General features: G+C 64.4%; 17 protein-coding genes and 1 other RNA gene. 4 read left to right on the forward strand and 14 right to left on the reverse strand.

Annotation, left to right across the window (positions count from 1 at the left end; translation table 11 throughout):
• Positions 1 to 13: 13 nt before the first annotated feature.
• From mraY to rsmI, 9 genes are all read right to left on the reverse strand, one after another.
• Positions 14 to 1,096 (reverse strand): phospho-N-acetylmuramoyl-pentapeptide-transferase, encoded by a 1,083-nt coding sequence (gene mraY / locus ACI766_RS23880; protein ID WP_003094129.1) that lies wholly within the window; start codon positions 1,094 to 1,096, stop codon positions 14 to 16.
• The gene (locus tag ACI766_RS23885) at positions 1,096 to 2,472 is read right to left on the reverse strand and encodes a UDP-N-acetylmuramoyl-tripeptide--D-alanyl-D-alanine ligase (RefSeq protein WP_003103103.1); all 1,377 of its coding nucleotides are present in this window, start codon (positions 2,470 to 2,472) and stop codon (positions 1,096 to 1,098) included. The genes mraY and ACI766_RS23885 overlap by 1 nt, the downstream gene beginning before the upstream one ends.
• The gene (locus ACI766_RS23890) at positions 2,465 to 3,928 is read right to left on the reverse strand and encodes a UDP-N-acetylmuramoyl-L-alanyl-D-glutamate--2,6-diaminopimelate ligase (RefSeq protein WP_017002535.1); all 1,464 of its coding nucleotides are present in this window, start codon (positions 3,926 to 3,928) and stop codon (positions 2,465 to 2,467) included. Before ACI766_RS23890 ends, ACI766_RS23885 begins: the two co-directional genes overlap by 8 nt.
• Entirely contained in the window at positions 3,928 to 5,667 is a 1,740-nt protein-coding gene (gene ftsI, locus ACI766_RS23895; protein WP_087823834.1) for a peptidoglycan D,D-transpeptidase FtsI, read from the reverse strand. The genes ACI766_RS23890 and ftsI overlap by 1 nt, the downstream gene beginning before the upstream one ends.
• Positions 5,664 to 5,957 carry a cell division protein FtsL gene (gene ftsL, locus ACI766_RS23900; RefSeq protein ID WP_003094142.1) on the reverse strand — a complete coding sequence of 98 codons (294 nt, stop codon included), beginning with the start codon at positions 5,955 to 5,957 and terminating at the stop codon, positions 5,664 to 5,666. Before ftsL ends, ftsI begins: the two co-directional genes overlap by 4 nt.
• A complete protein-coding gene (gene rsmH / locus ACI766_RS23905) occupies positions 5,954 to 6,895 on the reverse strand; it encodes a 16S rRNA (cytosine(1402)-N(4))-methyltransferase RsmH (RefSeq protein WP_003110151.1) in 942 nt (313 codons plus the stop codon). The genes ftsL and rsmH overlap by 4 nt, the downstream gene beginning before the upstream one ends.
• A gap of 2 nt (positions 6,896 to 6,897) precedes the next feature.
• Positions 6,898 to 7,353, reverse strand: a complete 456-nt coding sequence (gene mraZ, locus ACI766_RS23910) for a division/cell wall cluster transcriptional repressor MraZ (RefSeq protein WP_003103101.1) — start codon at positions 7,351 to 7,353, stop codon at positions 6,898 to 6,900.
• 314 nt (positions 7,354 to 7,667) lie between these two features.
• Positions 7,668 to 8,017, reverse strand: an RNA gene (gene rnpB / locus ACI766_RS23915) — RNase P RNA component class A.
• A 40-nt stretch (positions 8,018 to 8,057) separates the two neighbouring features.
• Positions 8,058 to 8,906: a 16S rRNA (cytidine(1402)-2'-O)-methyltransferase gene (rsmI, locus tag ACI766_RS23920; protein ID WP_003120901.1), complete on the reverse strand. Its 849-nt coding sequence runs from the start codon at positions 8,904 to 8,906 to the stop codon at positions 8,058 to 8,060.
• A 126-nt stretch (positions 8,907 to 9,032) separates the two neighbouring features.
• Between rsmI and ACI766_RS23925 the strand changes: the two genes are divergently transcribed.
• From ACI766_RS23925 to ACI766_RS23940, 4 genes are read left to right on the forward strand one after another with little or no spacing between them, the layout of a single operon-like run.
• Complete coding sequence (locus ACI766_RS23925) at positions 9,033 to 10,847, forward strand: penicillin-binding protein activator (protein WP_003103096.1); 1,815 nt, start codon at positions 9,033 to 9,035, stop codon at positions 10,845 to 10,847.
• On the forward strand, positions 10,844 to 11,221 hold the full coding sequence (locus ACI766_RS23930) for a YraN family protein (RefSeq protein ID WP_003110149.1): 378 nt from the start codon (positions 10,844 to 10,846) through the stop codon (positions 11,219 to 11,221). Before ACI766_RS23925 ends, ACI766_RS23930 begins: the two co-directional genes overlap by 4 nt.
• Positions 11,222 to 11,249: 28 nt before the next feature.
• Positions 11,250 to 11,843, forward strand: coding sequence for a phosphoheptose isomerase (locus tag ACI766_RS23935; RefSeq protein WP_003094149.1), 594 nt, complete (start codon positions 11,250 to 11,252; stop codon positions 11,841 to 11,843).
• A complete protein-coding gene (locus ACI766_RS23940; protein ID WP_003094151.1) occupies positions 11,840 to 12,418 on the forward strand; it encodes a BON domain-containing protein in 579 nt (192 codons plus the stop codon). Before ACI766_RS23935 ends, ACI766_RS23940 begins: the two co-directional genes overlap by 4 nt.
• A 56-nt stretch (positions 12,419 to 12,474) precedes the next feature.
• On the opposite strand, the gene ACI766_RS23945 is transcribed toward ACI766_RS23940, so the two are convergent.
• The 5 genes from ACI766_RS23945 to petA form a co-directional block, all read right to left on the reverse strand.
• A complete protein-coding gene (locus tag ACI766_RS23945; RefSeq protein ID WP_003094153.1) occupies positions 12,475 to 12,882 on the reverse strand; it encodes a ClpXP protease specificity-enhancing factor in 408 nt (135 codons plus the stop codon).
• A gap of 11 nt (positions 12,883 to 12,893) precedes the next feature.
• Positions 12,894 to 13,511, reverse strand: coding sequence for a glutathione S-transferase N-terminal domain-containing protein (locus tag ACI766_RS23950; RefSeq protein WP_003094155.1), 618 nt, complete (start codon positions 13,509 to 13,511; stop codon positions 12,894 to 12,896).
• 85 nt (positions 13,512 to 13,596) lie between these two features.
• Entirely contained in the window at positions 13,597 to 14,379 is a 783-nt protein-coding gene (locus ACI766_RS23955; protein WP_003094157.1) for a cytochrome c1, read from the reverse strand.
• Entirely contained in the window at positions 14,379 to 15,590 is a 1,212-nt protein-coding gene (locus ACI766_RS23960; protein ID WP_003094159.1) for a cytochrome b, read from the reverse strand. Before ACI766_RS23960 ends, ACI766_RS23955 begins: the two co-directional genes overlap by 1 nt.
• The gene (gene petA, locus ACI766_RS23965) at positions 15,590 to 16,183 is read right to left on the reverse strand and encodes a ubiquinol-cytochrome c reductase iron-sulfur subunit (protein ID WP_003100631.1); all 594 of its coding nucleotides are present in this window, start codon (positions 16,181 to 16,183) and stop codon (positions 15,590 to 15,592) included. Before petA ends, ACI766_RS23960 begins: the two co-directional genes overlap by 1 nt.
• Between the last annotated feature and the right edge of the window lie 67 nt (positions 16,184 to 16,250).

Consider the following 16,250-nt stretch of genomic DNA (forward strand, 5'->3'; position numbering starts at 1 on the left):
GCTCTCTTCGTCCTCAACGCAGCTTCAAGGTGGCGAGGCCGATCAGCACCAGGATCACGGTGATGATCCAGAAGCGCACGATCACGCGCGGCTCCGGCCAGCCTTTCAGTTCGAAATGGTGATGGATCGGCGCCATGCGGAAGACGCGGCGTCCGGTCAGCTTGAAGGAAGCGACCTGGATCATCACCGAGAGGGTTTCCATGACGAACACCCCACCCATGATGAACAGCACAATTTCCTGGCGCACGATCACCGCGATGGTGCCCAGCGCGGCGCCCAGCGCCAACGCGCCGACGTCGCCCATGAAGACCTGCGCCGGATAGGTGTTGAACCAGAGGAAGCCGAGGCCGGCGCCGACCAGCGCGGCGCAGAACACGATCAGCTCGCCGGCGCCCGGTACGTTGGGAATCAACAGGTACTCGGCGAACTTCACGTTGCCCGACAGGTAGCAGAAGATGCCCAGCGCGCCGGCAACCATTACCGTCGGCATGATCGCCAGGCCGTCGAGACCGTCGGTGAGGTTCACTGCATTGCTCGAACCGACGATGACGAAGTAGGTCAGGACCACGAAGAAGATGCCCAACTGGATCTCGACGCTCTTCAGCATCGGCACGATCAGGGTGGTCTCGATCGGGGTTTCGGCAGTCATGTAGAGGAACACGGCGGCGCCGATGCCGAACACCGACTGCCAGAAGTACTTCCAGCGGCTCGGCAGGCCACGGGAGTTCTTCTCGATCACCTTGCGGTAGTCGTCCACCCAGCCGATGGCACCGAACAGCAGGGTAACGACCAGCACTACCCACACGTAGCGGTTGGAAAGATCCGCCCACAGCAGCGTGCTGATGGCTATGGCGGTAAGGATCAGGGCGCCGCCCATGGTCGGGGTGCCCTTCTTCGACAGGTGCGACTGCGGACCGTCGTTGCGCACGGCCTGGCCGATCTGGCGGATCTGCAAGGTACGGATCATCCAGGGCCCCAGCCACAGCGACAGCGACAGCGCGGTGAGCACGCTGAGAATGCCGCGCAGGGTCAGGTACTGGAAGACGCCGAAGCCCTTGTAGAACTGTTGCAGGTATTCGGCCAGCAGCAGGAGCATTAGTGACTCTCCTCGGAGGAACCGCACAGCGCCGCGACGACTTTGTCCATCGCCGCACTGCGGGAACCCTTGATCAAAATGGTGGTTGTCGGTTGTTCGGTGGCCAGCGCCCCGATCAGGCTGGCCTGGTCGGCGAAGTGCCGGCCCGTGGCGCCGAACGCCTGTACGGCGTGGGCCATCAGCGGTCCGACCGCATAGAGCGCGGACACCTTGCCAGCGGCGTAGGCGCCCACCTCGCGGTGGGCCTGCTCGGCCCAGGAACCGAGTTCGCCCATGTCTCCGAGGACCAGGACGGTGCGCCCGGAAAAGCCGCTCAGTATATCAATCGCCGCCAGCATTGACGCGGGGTTGGCGTTGTAGCTGTCGTCTATCACACGCAGCCCGCTGGCGGTCAGTTGCGCTACCGCGCGGCCCTTGACCGGCTGCAGCGCCTGCAGCCCGGCGACGATCCCATCCAGCGGCACGCCCAGTGCATGGGCGGCAGCGGCGGCAGCCAGGGCATTGGCGACATTGTGCCGCCCCAGCAGGTTGAGCTGGACCTGCGCTTCACCCGCTACGCCCTGCAGCCTGAAGCCCATGCAGCCACGCGCATCGCGCTGCAGATCGGCGGCGCGGAAATCGGCCTGGGGCCGGTCGAGGGAGAAAGTCAGCAACGGACGGCCGCTGGCACGGGCCTTCCAGGTGTCGAAGGCCTTGTCGTCCAGGTTCAGCACGGCGGTGCCGTCGGCGGCCAGCCCTTCGAGTATCTCGCCCTTCGCCTCGACGATCTTCTCCGGTCCGCCGAACTCGCCGACATGGGCGGTTCCGGCATTGGTGATGATCGCCACGTGCGGGCGGGTCAGCTCAACCGTGTAGGCGATCTCGCCGATGCGCGAGGCGCCCAGTTCGATCACTGCGCTACGGTGCTGCGGCGCCAGTTGCAGCAGGGTCAGCGGTACGCCGAGGTCGTTGTTCAGATTGCCACGGGTAGCCAGCACCGACTCGGCATCGCCGGCCTGGGTACGCAGGATGCTGGCGAGCATCTCCTTGACCGTGGTCTTGCCGCTGGAGCCCGTCATGGCCGCCAGCGGGCCGGTGAACTTGCGCCGGTTCAGCGCGCCCAGTCGCCCCAGGGCCGCACGGGTATCGCGCACCAGCAATTGCGGCAGGGGCGCGTCGGCGACTTCGCGCTCCACCAGCGCAGCCACCGCGCCCTTGGCGGCAACCTCGGCGAGATAGTCGTGGCCGTCGAAACGCGGCCCACTCAGGGCAATGAACAGTTGGCCGGGCCCGATGGCGCGACTGTCGGTGGAAACCGCCGAAAAGACGGCGTCCTCGCCGATCAGGCGGGCGTCCAGCGCGACCGTCAACTGGCTGAGGCGAAGAGGCTCAAGCATGCGGCACCTCCCAGGCGGCCAGGGCGCGCTCGGCCTGCTCGATGTCGGAGAACGGATGGCGTACGCCGTCGATCTCCTGATAATCCTCGTGACCCTTGCCAGCCAGGAGCACCACGTCATCCACCGCAGCGGAAGCGATCAGATGGGCGATCGCCTCACCGCGCGACGGCAGGAAGGTAACCTTGTCAGCGGCAGCGAAGCCTTTGCGGATATCGGCGATGATCGCCGCACTGGCCTCGGTGCGCGGGTTGTCGTCGGTGACCAGCACCCCATCCGCCAGGCGTTCGGCAATCGCAGCCATCAGCGGACGCTTGCCGGCATCGCGATCGCCACCGCAGCCGAACAGGCACAGCAGGCGCGCGGCCGCGTGCGGACGCAGGGCCTCCAGGACTTTTTCCAGGGCGTCGGGAGTATGCGCGTAGTCCACCACCACCAGCGGCTTGTCGCCGCCTCCCAGGCGCTGCATGCGGCCGACCGGCCCCTGCAGTTGCGGCAAGGTGCGGAGGATATCGCCCAGGGGATAACCCAGGCCAAGCAACGCACCGACCGCCGCCAGCAGGTTGCTCAGGTTGAAGCGGCCGAGCAACGGGCTGCGCAGCAGGCCCTCGCCGTGCGGAGTGACCAGCGCCGCCTCGATGCCGGCGTCGCCGAAGCGCGCTTCGCGGCAATAGAGGAACGCCGAGCTGTCGGTGAGGCTGTAGGTGATCAGCTCCGAGTCCTGCTCCTCGCCGGCCAGTCGACGGCCGAAATCGTCGTCCAGGTTGATCACCCGGCAGCGCAGGCCCGGCCAGGCGAACAGCTTGGCCTTGGCGGCGGCATAGGCTTCCATCGAACCGTGATAGTCGAGGTGGTCGCGGGACAGATTGGTGAACACCGCGATATCGAAACCGAGCGCCGCCACGCGGCCCTGGTCGAGGCCGTGGGAAGACACTTCCATCGCTACCGCGCGGGCGCCGGCCTGCTTCAGCGTGGCCAGCGTGGCCTGCACCGCGAGCGGGTCCGGCGTGGTGTGCCGGCCGCTCTCCAGGGCGCCGTAGAAACCGGTGCCGAGGGTGCCGACGATGCCGCAGCGCTCGCCGAGCAGATCCAGGGCCTGGGCCACCAGTTGGCTGACGCTGGTCTTGCCGTTGGTGCCGGTGACGCCGATCAGGTCCAGCCCGCGGCTCGGCTCGCCGTAGAAACGCCCGGCGACCGCCGACAGTTGCGCGACCAGCCCCTTCACCGCGATCAGCGGCGCATCGCTGGGCGGCAGCTCTCCGGCGCCTTCCGCCTCGTAAGCCACGGCAGCCGCGCCCTTGGCCAGGGCATCGGCGATGTGCGCACGACCATCCTGGCGCCCGCCCGGCACCGCCAGGAACAGGTCGCCCGGACGAACGCCGCGGCTATCCAGGGTCAGCTCGCGGATCAGCAGATCGCGCTCGGCCTGGGGAAACAGTTGGTTCAGGCTCATAGGCATCAGCCACGCCCTCCTTTTGCGGGCGCAGCATTGACCTGCTGCTGTTCGGTGGCCGTCGGCAGGTTATCCGGCGGCACGTTCATCAGGCGCAGCGCGCCAGCCATGACCTTGCTGAACACCGGCGCCGACACCAGGCCGCCGAAGTAGCCCGCCTTGCTCGGCTCGTCGATCACCACGACCATCGCGATGCGCGGATCGGTGGCCGGGGCGAAACCGGCGAACAGCGAGCGATAGGCGTTTTCCCGGTAGCCCTTGGTGCCGACCGAGACCTTGCGCGCGGTCCCGCTCTTGCCGGCGGCGTGGTAACCCGGCACCTGGGCGCGGAACACCCCGCCCTGGGCCTCGACCACTTGTTGCAGCATGCCCTGCACGGTGGAAGCCACTTCAGGCGAGATCACCTGCACGCCATCCGGCACGCGGTCGACTCGGGTCATGCTCAGCGGCACGCTCTTGCCGTCATTGGCCAGGGCCGCATAGGCATGCGCCAACTGGATCGCGGTTACCGAGAGACCGTAGCCGTAGGCCAGGGTCGCGGTTTCCGCCTTCGGCCACTTGCGGTGGTTGGGCAGGTTGCCGACGCGCTCGCCGGGGAAGCCCAACCCCGTGTCCTGCCCGAGACCGACCTGTTGCATGACCGAGTAGATGGATTCGGCGCCGATGTCGAAGGCGATCTTGCTGATGCCGACGTTGCTCGACTTGATCAGGATGCCGGTGAGATCGAGTTGCCGCGAATTGCGCGATACGTCGCGAATGGTGTAGCGGCCGATCTGCAGGGTGCCCGGGTAGACGTCGACGATATCGCTGGGTTTCCAGCGCCCGCTGGCCAGCGCCGCGCTCATCGAGAACGGCTTGACCGTCGAGCCCGGCTCGAACACGTCGATCATCGCCCGGTTGCGCATGGCCGCCGGCTGCAGGTTACGACGATTGTTCGGGTTGTAGGTGGGCTGGTTGGTCATGGCCAGGATCTCCCCGGTCTTCACGTCCATGATCACCAAGCTGCCGGCCTTGGCGCTGTTCTCCAGCAGAGCGTTGCGCAGTTCGCGATGAGCCAGGTACTGCAGGCGCAGGTCGATGGACAGCGCAAGGGTCTTGCCCGGTTTGGCATTCTTGGTGACCTGCACGTCCTTGATCACGCGGCCACGGCGATCCTTGAGCACCTGGCGCTTGCCCGGCACGCCGGCCAGCCATTCGTCGAAAGCCAGCTCGATACCTTCGCGACCGCGGTCGTCGACATCGGTAAAGCCGACCGCATGGGCCACCACTTCGCCAGCCGGGTAGAAACGCCGAAACTCCTCGATGGAGTACACGCCGGGCACCTTCAGGGCGATCACGCCTTCGCCCTGCTCCGGGGTCAGCCCACGGACCAGATAGATGAACTCGCGCTCGGCGTTCTGCTCGATGCGGTCGGCGAACAGCTTGGTATCCTGCCCGAGCGCCGCCGCCAGTTGCGGCCAGCGTTCCTTGGCGGCCATCAGCTCCTTGGGGTTGGCCCACAGGGTGGTGACCGGGGTGCTCACCGCCAGCGGTTCGCCGTTGCGGTCAGTGATCAGGCCCCGGTGCGCAGGGATGGCGATATGCCGCACGCTACGCGCGTCGCCCTGGCCCTTGAGGAAGTCATGGTCGATCACGTGCAGGTCGACGATTCGCCAGACGATGGCGCCGACCATCGCCAGCAGCAGGCCGACGATCACGCAGAACCGCCATGGGTAGAGGGCGCCCTGGAAATAATTCAGTTTCATGGCGCCACCATCCTGACCTCGGCCGGGTCGGGAACGCGCATGCGCAACTGTTCCACCGCCAGGCTTTCGATGCGGCTATGGGCGGTCCAGGTGCTCTGCTCGAGAATCAACCGGCCCCACTCGGCCTGCGCCTTGTCGCGCACGCTCAGCTCGGAATACAGCGAGTTGAGCAGTTGCCGGTTCCAGTAGGTGCTGTAGGCCACGGCAATCGCCGAGAGCAGCAGACCTATATAAAGCAGCAACATGAGGAAGCTGCCGGTAGGCAGGCGCTTGACGAAGAGACGGCTCATCTCAGCTTCTCCGCCACGCGCATGACCGCGCTGCGCGAGCGCGGGTTGGCCTTGAGTTCTTCTTCCGAAGCGTACTGCGGCTTGCCCAGCAGCTTCAGGCGCGGCTCGAAGACCTTGGAACGGATCGGCAGGTCGCGCGGCAGGTTGTCCGCCTCGCCCTTGGCGTGCTTGCGCATGAACAGCTTGACGATGCGGTCTTCCAGGGAATGGAAACTGATCACCACCAGCCGGCCGCCGACGGCCAGCGATTCGAGCGCGGCGTCAAGGCCACGCTCGAGATCGCCCAGCTCATTGTTCACATGGATGCGCAGGCCCTGGAATGCGCGGGTCGCCGGATTCTTGCCCTTCTCCCAGGCGGGGTTGGCAACCGTGATCACTTCGGCGAGATCGGCAGTTCGTTCGAACGGCCGCTCCTGACGGCGCTGCACGATGGCGCGGGCCATCCGCTTGGCGAAGCGTTCTTCGCCATATTCCTTGAAGACCCGGGCGATTTCCTCTTCGGTGGCGTTGGCGATGAACTCCGCTGCGCTGATGCCCTGGCCGGGATTCATGCGCATGTCCAGCGGACCATCGTTGAGGAAGCTGAAGCCGCGCTCGGGATCGTCGAGTTGCGGCGACGACACGCCAAGGTCGAGCAGGACGCCATCGACCCGCCCTTCGAGACCGCGTGCGCGCACCTCATCGCCCAGTTCGGCGAACGAGCGCTGCACAATGACGAAGCGGCCGTCTTCGGCCGCCAATGCTTTTCCTGTCTGGATGGCCTGGGGATCTTTGTCGAATCCGAGCAGGCGTCCCCCGGCGCCCAGTTTCTCGAGCAAGGCTCGACTATGGCCCCCTCTTCCGAAGGTACCGTCCAGATAGCAGCCGTCCTCCCGCGGGGCCAGTGCGGAAACGGCCTCCTCGAGCAGAACGGTGATATGGCGGTAGGTGGCATTCATAGTCAAAGGATCAGGTCGCGTAGTTCGTCCGGCAGCCCACCGGGTTGTTTGATTGCCGCCAGGTCGGCTTCAGCCATGGCGTTCCAGGCATCCTCATCCCACAACTGAAACTTGTTCAGTTGCCCCACCAGCATCGCCCGCTTGTCCAGCTTGGCGTACTCGCGCAGGCGCGGCGGAATCAGGAAACGCCCGTTTCCGTCCAGTTCCAGATCGACGGCATTACCGATCAGCAGCCGCTGCAGGCGCCGCGTTTCTTCTCGCAAAGAAGGCAGCTCGCGCAGCTTGGCTTCGATCAGTTCCCATTCGGGCAAGGGGTAAACGGTGAGGCAGGGGTCGACTGCGTCGATAGTGACGATGAGCTGGCCGGCACAACGCGAAACGAGCTCGTCACGATACCGACTCGGCATCGCGAGGCGCCCTTTGGCGTCGAGACTTATGGCATTAGCTCCGCGAAACACGTCAGCGCTTCCCCTGTGGTTGGCTTTCCATGCCAATTGATCCCACTTTTACCCACTTCATACCACTTCTGCACACTATAGAAATCCACACTCCCCACCGTCAAGGCGCGTCAGAAGTGAAAAATCCTTACAGGACGGAGATTTAGCGTGCTTTTGGAAGGTTGCGGAGCGCTTTTAGAAGTAAAAGAGATGACAAAACACAATAAGTCCAAAGTCTTAGCCTTCGAACTTAAAGTGATTTATCAAGAGTTGCGGCTTTTCGCTTTTGCGACGGACGGATAAAACCGGGAAAAAGCGAAGAGAGTGGGAAGAAGTGGGAGAGTCGATCTATAAGCCGGGTTCTGTCGAGGACAGCCATTCCTCTGGGACGCACATCACTGTACGCCTCAAGCGACCTACCCGAATCCAACGCGGGCCGCGCCAATGGATTCCTATTTGGTCTTGCTCCGAGTGGGGTTTACCTAGCCACGCACTGTTGCCAGCCGTGCGGTGCGCTCTTACCGCACCTTTTCACCCTTACCGGCGCTGTTGCGCTTAGGCGGTTATTTTCTGTGGCACTTTCCGTAGGCTCGCGCCTCCCAGGCGTTACCTGGCACTCTGCCCTATGGAGCCCGGACTTTCCTCCACCGCGCTATTGCGCGACAGCGACTGTCCAATCGACTCTCCGCCGACAAGGTTAGCGGGAGCAGGCGCGAAGAACAAGCTCAACTCTTCCCTTGGCGTTGCAAAGCCTGTTGATACAAAAGGTTTTTTCGCACCCCGGTAATTTCCGCCGCCAGCGCCGCGGCTTTCTTCAACGGCAGCTCGGCAAGCAGCAGGTCGAGCACCCTGAGCGCCTCCGCACCGATCGACTCCTCGCCTTCCGGCGCCTGCCACCCCGCCACCAGCACAACGCACTCGCCGCGCTGCTGGTTGCTGTCCGACGCGACCCAATCGTGCAGTTCGGCCAACGGCAGGCTGCGAATGGTCTCGAAGGTCTTGCTCAGCTCCCGCGCCAGCACCGCACGGCGCTCCCCGCCGAACACGTCGCGCATGTCCGCCAGGCTTTCCAGCAGACGATGGGGCGCCTCGTAGAAAATCAGCGTGCGCGGCTCTTCCTGTACCGCCTGGAGGCGGCTGCGTCGTCCCGCAGCCTTGGCGGGCAGGAAACCTTCGAAGATGAACCGGTCCGACGGCAATCCCGCCGCCGACAGCGCCGCGATCAGCGCGCAGGAGCCCGGCACCGGGACCACCCGGATACCCAGCGCCTGTGCCTGGCGCACCAGGTGGAAGCCGGGATCGGAAATCAGCGGGGTACCGGCGTCCGAGATCAGCGCGACGTCCTCCCCACCCTGCAGCCGGGAGATGAAGCGCCCGCCCTCCTCGCGCTCGTTGTGCTCGTGGCAGGCCGCCAATGGCGTCTCGATGCCGAAGTGCTGGAACAGCCGGATCGAATGGCGGGTATCCTCCGCAGCCACCAGGGCCACCTCCCGCAGCACCCGCAGGGCGCGCGGGCTGATGTCGTCGAGATTGCCGATCGGGGTCGCCACTACGAACAGAGTGCCTGCTGACACGAAAATACCTCGGGAGCTATCTGAAAAGGCGGCATTGTATCGCGATTCAGGGTGCCGCCATCGCACCCGAGGCGGGCCTCCGGTACAATCGGCGACTCTTCGTGAATGCGCCATGAGAAGCCCTATATGATCGCTTGCCTGCGTCCGCTTTCTGCTCTGATCCTGGCCGGTCTGCTGACCGCCTGCGCGACCTCGTCCAATTCCGGACTGGGCGAACTTCCCCGTACGCCGAATGCCAGCATCGAGCAGTTGTTGCAACAGGCCAGCCAGAGCAAGCCCGAGGAAGCGGCGCTGCTGCGCCTCTCGGCAGCGGACCTTGCCTACCAGCAGAAGGACCTCGCCAGGTCCACCGCCATCCTGGGACAGATTCCGCTGGAAAGCCTGAAGCCGGCCCAGCAGGTCTTCGCCAGCACCCTGAACGCCGAACTGGCCCTCGCCCGCAGCAAGCCCAAGGCCGCCCTGCAGGCATTGCAGCATCCGAGCATGCAGCATCTCAGCGAACTGCCGGTGACCCAGCAGGTTCGTACCCAGCGCGCCAAGGCCCAGGCCCTCGCCGCCGACGGCCAGGTCCTTGCCGCAGCCAAGGAGCGCATCTACTTCGCACCGCTGCTCGAGGGCCCGGCGGTGATCGAGAACCAGGAAAAGATCTGGACCCTGGTCAGCAGCCTGCCGGTCGACCAGTTGCAACCGAGCGCCAACGAAGGCGACCTCAGCGGCTGGCTGACCCTGGCACGCATCACCAAGACCTCGCCGACCCTGCAGCAACAGCAGGCCAGCATCGAGAGCTGGCAACAGCAGAACCCCGAGCACCCGGCGGCCAAGCACTTGCCGGCGGCGCTGGAGAAACTCAAGACGCTGTCCCAGCAGCCGCTGACCCGCATCGCCCTCCTGCTACCCCAGCAGGGGCAGTTGGCCAACGTCGCCCGGGCCCTGCAGGACGGCTTCCTCGCCGCCCACTTCCAGGCCCAGCAGGCCGGCCAGAATCCTCCTTCGATCAAGCTCTACGACAGTACCCAGGTGCGCTCGCTAGATGACTTCTACCGCCAGGCCCAGGCCGATGGCGTCGAACTGGTCGTCGGTCCACTGGAGAAGCCGCTGGTCAAGCAACTCGCTAGCCGCGAGCAACTGCCGATCACCACCCTCGCACTCAACTACAGCGACAACAGCCAGGAAGGCCCGGCGCAGCTGTTCCAGTTCGGCCTCGCCGCCGAGGACGAAGCGCGCGCGGTGGCCAGCCGGGCCTGGGGCGACGGCATGCGCCGGGCCGTGGCGCTGGTGCCGCGCGGCGAATGGGGCGACCGCGTGTTGGCCGCCTTCAGCCAGAGCTGGCAGTCCGCGGGCGGCAGCCTGATCGCCGCCGAGCATGTCGACCAGCCGGTACAACTGGCGCAACAGATCGCCGACCTGCTGCAACTGCGCCAGAGCGAAGGCCGCGCCCAGCGCCTGCAGGGCGCCCTCGGCAGCCAGATCGCCACCCAGCCGTCGCGCCGCCAGGACATCGACTTCGTGTTCCTCGCCGCCACCCCGCAGCAGGCCCGCCAGATCAAGCCGACCCTGGCCTTCCAGTACGCCGGCGACCTTCCGGTCTACGCCACTTCGCACCTCTACACCGGGACCAACAACCCGACCCAGGACCAGGACCTCAACGGCATCCGCTTCTGCGAGACCCCGTGGCTGCTCAACCCCAGCGACCCGACCCGCCAGCAGGTCGCCGCCCAATGGCCCCAGGCCAACGGCAGCATGGGCCGCCTCTACGCCATGGGCGTCGACGCCTACCGCCTCGCTCCGCGTCTGCCTGAACTGAAGGCCGTGCCGAGCCTGCAGATCGACGGCCTGACCGGTACCCTGAGCCTGAATCCGACCCAACGTATCGAACGCCAGTTGCAATGGGCCGAGTTCCGCAATGGCCAGGTCCAGCCGCTGGGGACCAGCAGCTTTTGACCGATAGGGAAAGCTCCCGGGACAAGGGGCGCCAGGCCGAGGAACTGGCCTGCGCCCATCTACGGCGACAGGGCCTTGCCACACTTGGCAAGAATTGGACCTGTCGCCGCGGAGAGCTCGATCTGGTCATGCTCGACGGCGATACAGTAGTATTCGTCGAAGTCCGCTCCCGCCGGCATCGCGCCTGGGGCGGAGCCCTGGAGAGCATCGACGCGCGCAAGCGGCAGCGCCTGATTCTCTCCGCCGAACTTTTTCTGCAACAGGAGGCGCGCTGGGCCAAACGCCCCTGTCGCTTCGATGTGGTCACCGTCGATACCAGCGACGGACAATCACCACCGCGACTGGACTGGATTCAGAACGCATTCGACGCCTGATCAGCCGCCCCACCGAAGGTCATTACCGATGGACATGCAACACCGTATCCGCCAGCTCTTCCAGGCCAGCATCGAGACCAAGCAGCAGGCGCTGGAAGTACTGCCTCCCTATATCGAGCAAGCCAGCCTGGTGATGGTCAATGCGCTGCTCAACGAGGGCAAGATCCTCTCCTGCGGCAATGGCGGCTCGGCCGGCGATGCCCAGCACTTCTCCTCCGAACTGCTCAACCGCTTCGAGCGCGAACGTCCGAGCCTGCCGGCCGTGGCCCTGACCACCGACAGCTCGACCATCACCTCGATCGCCAACGACTACAGCTACAACGAAGTCTTCTCCAAGCAGATCCGCGCCCTGGGCCAGCCGGGCGACGTCCTGCTGGCGATTTCCACCAGCGGCAATTCGGCCAACGTGATCCAGGCCATCCAGGCGGCCCACGACCGCGAGATGCTGGTGGTCGCCCTGACCGGCCGCGACGGTGGCGGCATGGCTTCGCTGCTGCTGCCGGAAGACGTGGAGATCCGCGTTCCTTCCAAGATCACCGCACGCATCCAGGAAGTCCACCTGCTGGCCATCCACTGCCTCTGCGACCTGATCGACCGCCAACTGTTCGGGAGTGAAGAATGAGCCGTACCGCCTTCGTCGCCGCCACCCTGGCCCTGAGCCTGGCCCTGGGAGGCTGCAGCAGTTTCCTCAGCGCCACCCGGGACAAACCGATCGACGACGATCGCGGGACCCGAACCATCGGCAGCAAGATCGACGACTCGCTGATCGAGACCAAGGCCGCGGTGAACATCGCCAAGGCCGATCCGGCCCTGGACAAGGACTCTCACATCGTCGTGGTCAGCTACAACGGCATCGTTCTGATCGCCGGCCAGACCCCGCGCGCCGACCTCAAGAGCAAGGCCGAACAGGCCGCGCGCACGGTGCAGAAGGTCAAGAACGTGCATAACGAACTGCAGGTGACCTCGCCCTCCTCCCTGCTCGCCCGCAACAACGACGCCTGGATCACCACCAAGCTGAAGACCCAGATGCTCAGCGATCCCAACGTGCCCTCGTCGCGGATCAAGGTGGTCACCGAGAACGGCATCGTCTACATGATGGGCCTGGTCAACCAGCAGGAAGCCGCCCAGGCTGTCCGCGTCGCCCAGGGCGTCGACGGGGTGCAGAAGATCGTCAAGCTGTTCGAATACATAAACTGAAGAACAGCGAACGAAAAAAAGGCGATCCTTCGATCGCCTTTTTCATTGCTCGCCGTTTACTTGACCACCTTCAGGGATGGCCTGCCACTGGGACGCGGCGGCTCATCGGACGGTCCGCCATCGTCATCGCCCGGCTCGTCGTCCACCGGACCCGGCTGCTCCAGATCGAAGACCATGCCCTGGCCGTTTTCCCGGGCGTAGATGGCCATTACCGCCAGCGCTGGAATGTACAGGCTCTGCGCCACGCCGCCGAAACGCCCCTCGAAGCTGACCGCCTCGTTGTCCATGTGCAGATGCCGCACGGCAGAGGGCGAGACATTGAGCACGATCTGCCCATCGCTGGCATAACCCGGAGGCACCTTTACCCCGGCGAACTCTGCGTTCACCAGGATATGTGGCGTGCAATCGTTGTCGACGATCCATTCATAGAGCGCGCGGACCAGATAGGGACGGCTGGAATTCATCTTCATGTTCCTTAACGCATATCTCGTTCAACGGAAGACAGGCTGGCCCGGAAGCTTTCCCGGGCGAATCCGCGCTCCATGTAGTCGAGCAACGGCTTGGCCTGCCGCGGCAACTCGATGCCCAGCAACGGCAGACGCCAGAGGATCGGCAACAGGCAGCAATCCACCAGGCTGAAATCCTCGCTGAGGAAATATGCCTTGTCGGCGAACAGCGGGGAAACCCCGGTCAGGCTCTCGCGCAACTCCTTGCGCGCCTGGACCCGCTCGGCCTCCTTGCTGCGCGCATCCAGGATCCGGTCCACCAGGGAACACCAGTCCCGCTGGATACGATGGATCAACAGGCGGCTGTTGGCACGCTTCACCGGATAATCGGGCAGCAGCGGCGGATGCGGATAGCGTTCGTCGAGGTATTCCATGACCACCGTCGGCTCGTACAGCGCCAGGTCGCGATCGACCAGGGTCGGTACGCTGCCGTAGGGGTTGACCTCCGCCAGCATCGGCGGACAGCGGCCCGCCTCGATATCGATCACCTCTACCGCCACGTTCTTCTCGGCCAGGACCAGGCGGATGCGATGGCAGTAATGATCGGCAGGGTCGGAATAGCAGGTCAGCTTGTTGATTGAAGCCATGGAGCCCTCCTCGCAGGTCGACTTGTGGGAGGTGAAAAGACGCGCGCGCCCCGTAGGGCGCGCGCTTCGAAGACCAACGTGCGGGTTAGTGCACGTCCTTCCAGTACTCGCGCTTGAGGAGATAGGCGAATACGAAGAAGAAGGCCAGGTAGAGCAGGACATAGGTACCGATACGCTCGGAGGCCAGCTTGTTCGGGTTGGCCGAATAGGCCAGGAAGGTCACCAGGTTCTTGACCTTCTCGTCGAACTGGGCTTCGTTCAGCTCGCCGGTCTTCGGCACCACGGTCAACTGGTCACAAGCTTCGTGAGTCAGCGGGGTACCGGTCAACGGATCGAACTGCTTCTTGCCATCCTCGACCACCTGTACCTGCTTGCAGCCGATCACCTGGCGTCCCTGCAGGGGCGCCAGGACGTTCGGCATACCGACGTTGGGGAAGATCACGTTGTTCACGCCCCACGGACGCTTGGGATCCTCGTAGAACGAGCGCAGGTAGCTGTACAGCCAGTCGGTGCCGCGTACGCGGGCAACCAGGGTCAGATCCGGCGGAGCGGCGCCGAACCAGGTCTTGGCGTCGGCCGGCTTCATGCCGATGTCCATGTGGTCGCCGATCTTGGCGCCGGTGAACACCAGCTTCTCCATCATCAGATCGGCAGGAATGCCCAGGTCGGTGGCGACACGCTCGTAACGCTGGAACTTGGCGCTATGGCAGCCCATGCAGTAGTTGGCGAAGGTACGCGCGCCATCCTGCATGGCCGCCTTGTCGGTCAGGTCGATATCGACATGATCCAGTTGCGGCCCATGGCCGCCAGCGGCGAAACCCAGGACTGGCAGTACCGCCAGAATCAGTGCAGCGAATTGCTTTTTCATCAGCCAGTCACCCTTTCCGGAACCGGTTTGGTCTTCTCCATCCGGGTGTAGAACGGCATCAGGATGAAGAAGGCGAAATACAGGACGGTGCAAACGCGCGACAGGGTAGTACCCAGCGGGCTCGGAGCCTGGGCGCCGTAGTAGCCGAGGATCACGAAGGACACCGCGAAGATCACCAGCCACAGCTTGCTCAGCCAGCCCTTGTAGCGGATCGAGCGAACCGGGCTGCGATCCAGCCACGGCAGGACGAACAGCACGGCGATCGCCGCACCCATCGCCACCACGCCCATCAGCTTGTCCGGAACCGCGCGGAGGATCGCGTAGAACGGGGTGAAGTACCAGACCGGAGCGATGTGCTCGGGGGTCTTGAACTGGTTGGCCATCTCGAAGTTGGGCTTCTCGAGGAAGTAGCCGCCCATTTCCGGGAAGAAGAAGATCACGGTGCAGAAGATGAACAGGAACACCACCACACCGACGATATCCTTCACGGTGTAGTACGGATGGAACGCGATGCCGTCCAGCGGTACGCCGTTCTCGTCCTTCTTCTTCTTGATGTCAACGCCGTCCGGGTTGTTCGAACCGACTTCGTGCAGCGCCAGGATGTGCAGCACGACCAGGCCGAGCAGGACGATCGGCAGGGCGATCACATGCAGGGCGAAGAAGCGGTTCAGGGTGATGCCGGAGATCAGGAAGTCACCGCGGATCCACTGGGCCAGGTCTTCGCCGACCACCGGAATCGCGCCGAACAGGGAAATGATCACCTGGGCGCCCCAGTAGGACATCTGACCCCAAGGCAGCAGGTAGCCCATGAAGGCCTCGGCCATCAGCGCCAGGTAGATCAGCATGCCGAAGATCCACACCAGCTCGCGCGGCTTCTGATAGGAGCCGTAGAGCAGGCCGCGGAACATGTGCAGGTAGACCACGATGAAGAACGCCGATGCACCGGTGGAGTGCATGTAGCGAATGATCCAGCCGTAGTCGACATCGCGCATGATGTATTCGACGGAAGCGAACGCCTCTTCGGCCGACGGCGTGAAGCTCATGGTCAGCCAGATGCCGGTGAGGATCTGGTTGACCAGCACCAGCAGCGCCAGGGAACCGAAGAAATACCAGAAGTTGAAGTTCTTCGGTGCGTAGTACTTGCTCAGATGGTCTTCCCACATCTTGGTCGCGGGAAAACGCGCATCGACCCAAGCCATGAACTTGTTCATCAGGCTTTCTCCTGGTCCACGCCGATGGTGATGACGTCGTCAGCATCGAACGTATAAGGCGGAATCGGCAGGTTCAGCGGCGCTGGCTGGCCTTTGTAGACACGACCGGCGAGGTCGTAGTGGGAGCCGTGGCAAGGGCAGAAGTAGCCACCCTTCCAGTCCGGACCGAGGTCGGCGGGGGCGACTTCGGGACGGAAGGTCGGCGAGCAGCCCAGGTGGGTGCAGATGCCGACGATCACCGCCAGTTCCGGCTTGATCGAGCGAAGCTTGGGATCGACGTACTCCGGCTGCTCCGAGGCCTTGGAGTCCGGGTCGGCCAGTTGTCCTTCGAGGCTCGGCAGGGCGTCCAGCATCTCCTTCGTGCGGTGCACGATGAATACAGGCTTGCCGCGCCATTCAGCGATGATCTGCTGACCTGGATCGATCTTGCCCACGTTCACCTGCACCGGCGCGCCAGCAGCCTTGGCTTTGGCACTGGGGAACCATGACCCTACGAACGGGACCGCAGCACCCACCGCTCCCGCCGCGCCAACCACAGAGGTGGCCGCGACGAGGAAGCGACGCCGGCCTGCATTCACGCCGTCATTACTCATTCAGTCGTCTCCCATCAGCTTCAGACCTGTTCTAATCAGGCCTTTAAGTAAAAATTCGAGCCGCGCA

Source organism: Pseudomonas sp. DL (assembly GCF_047199225.1).
Classification (GTDB): Bacteria; Pseudomonadota; Gammaproteobacteria; order Pseudomonadales; family Pseudomonadaceae; genus Pseudomonas; species Pseudomonas aeruginosa.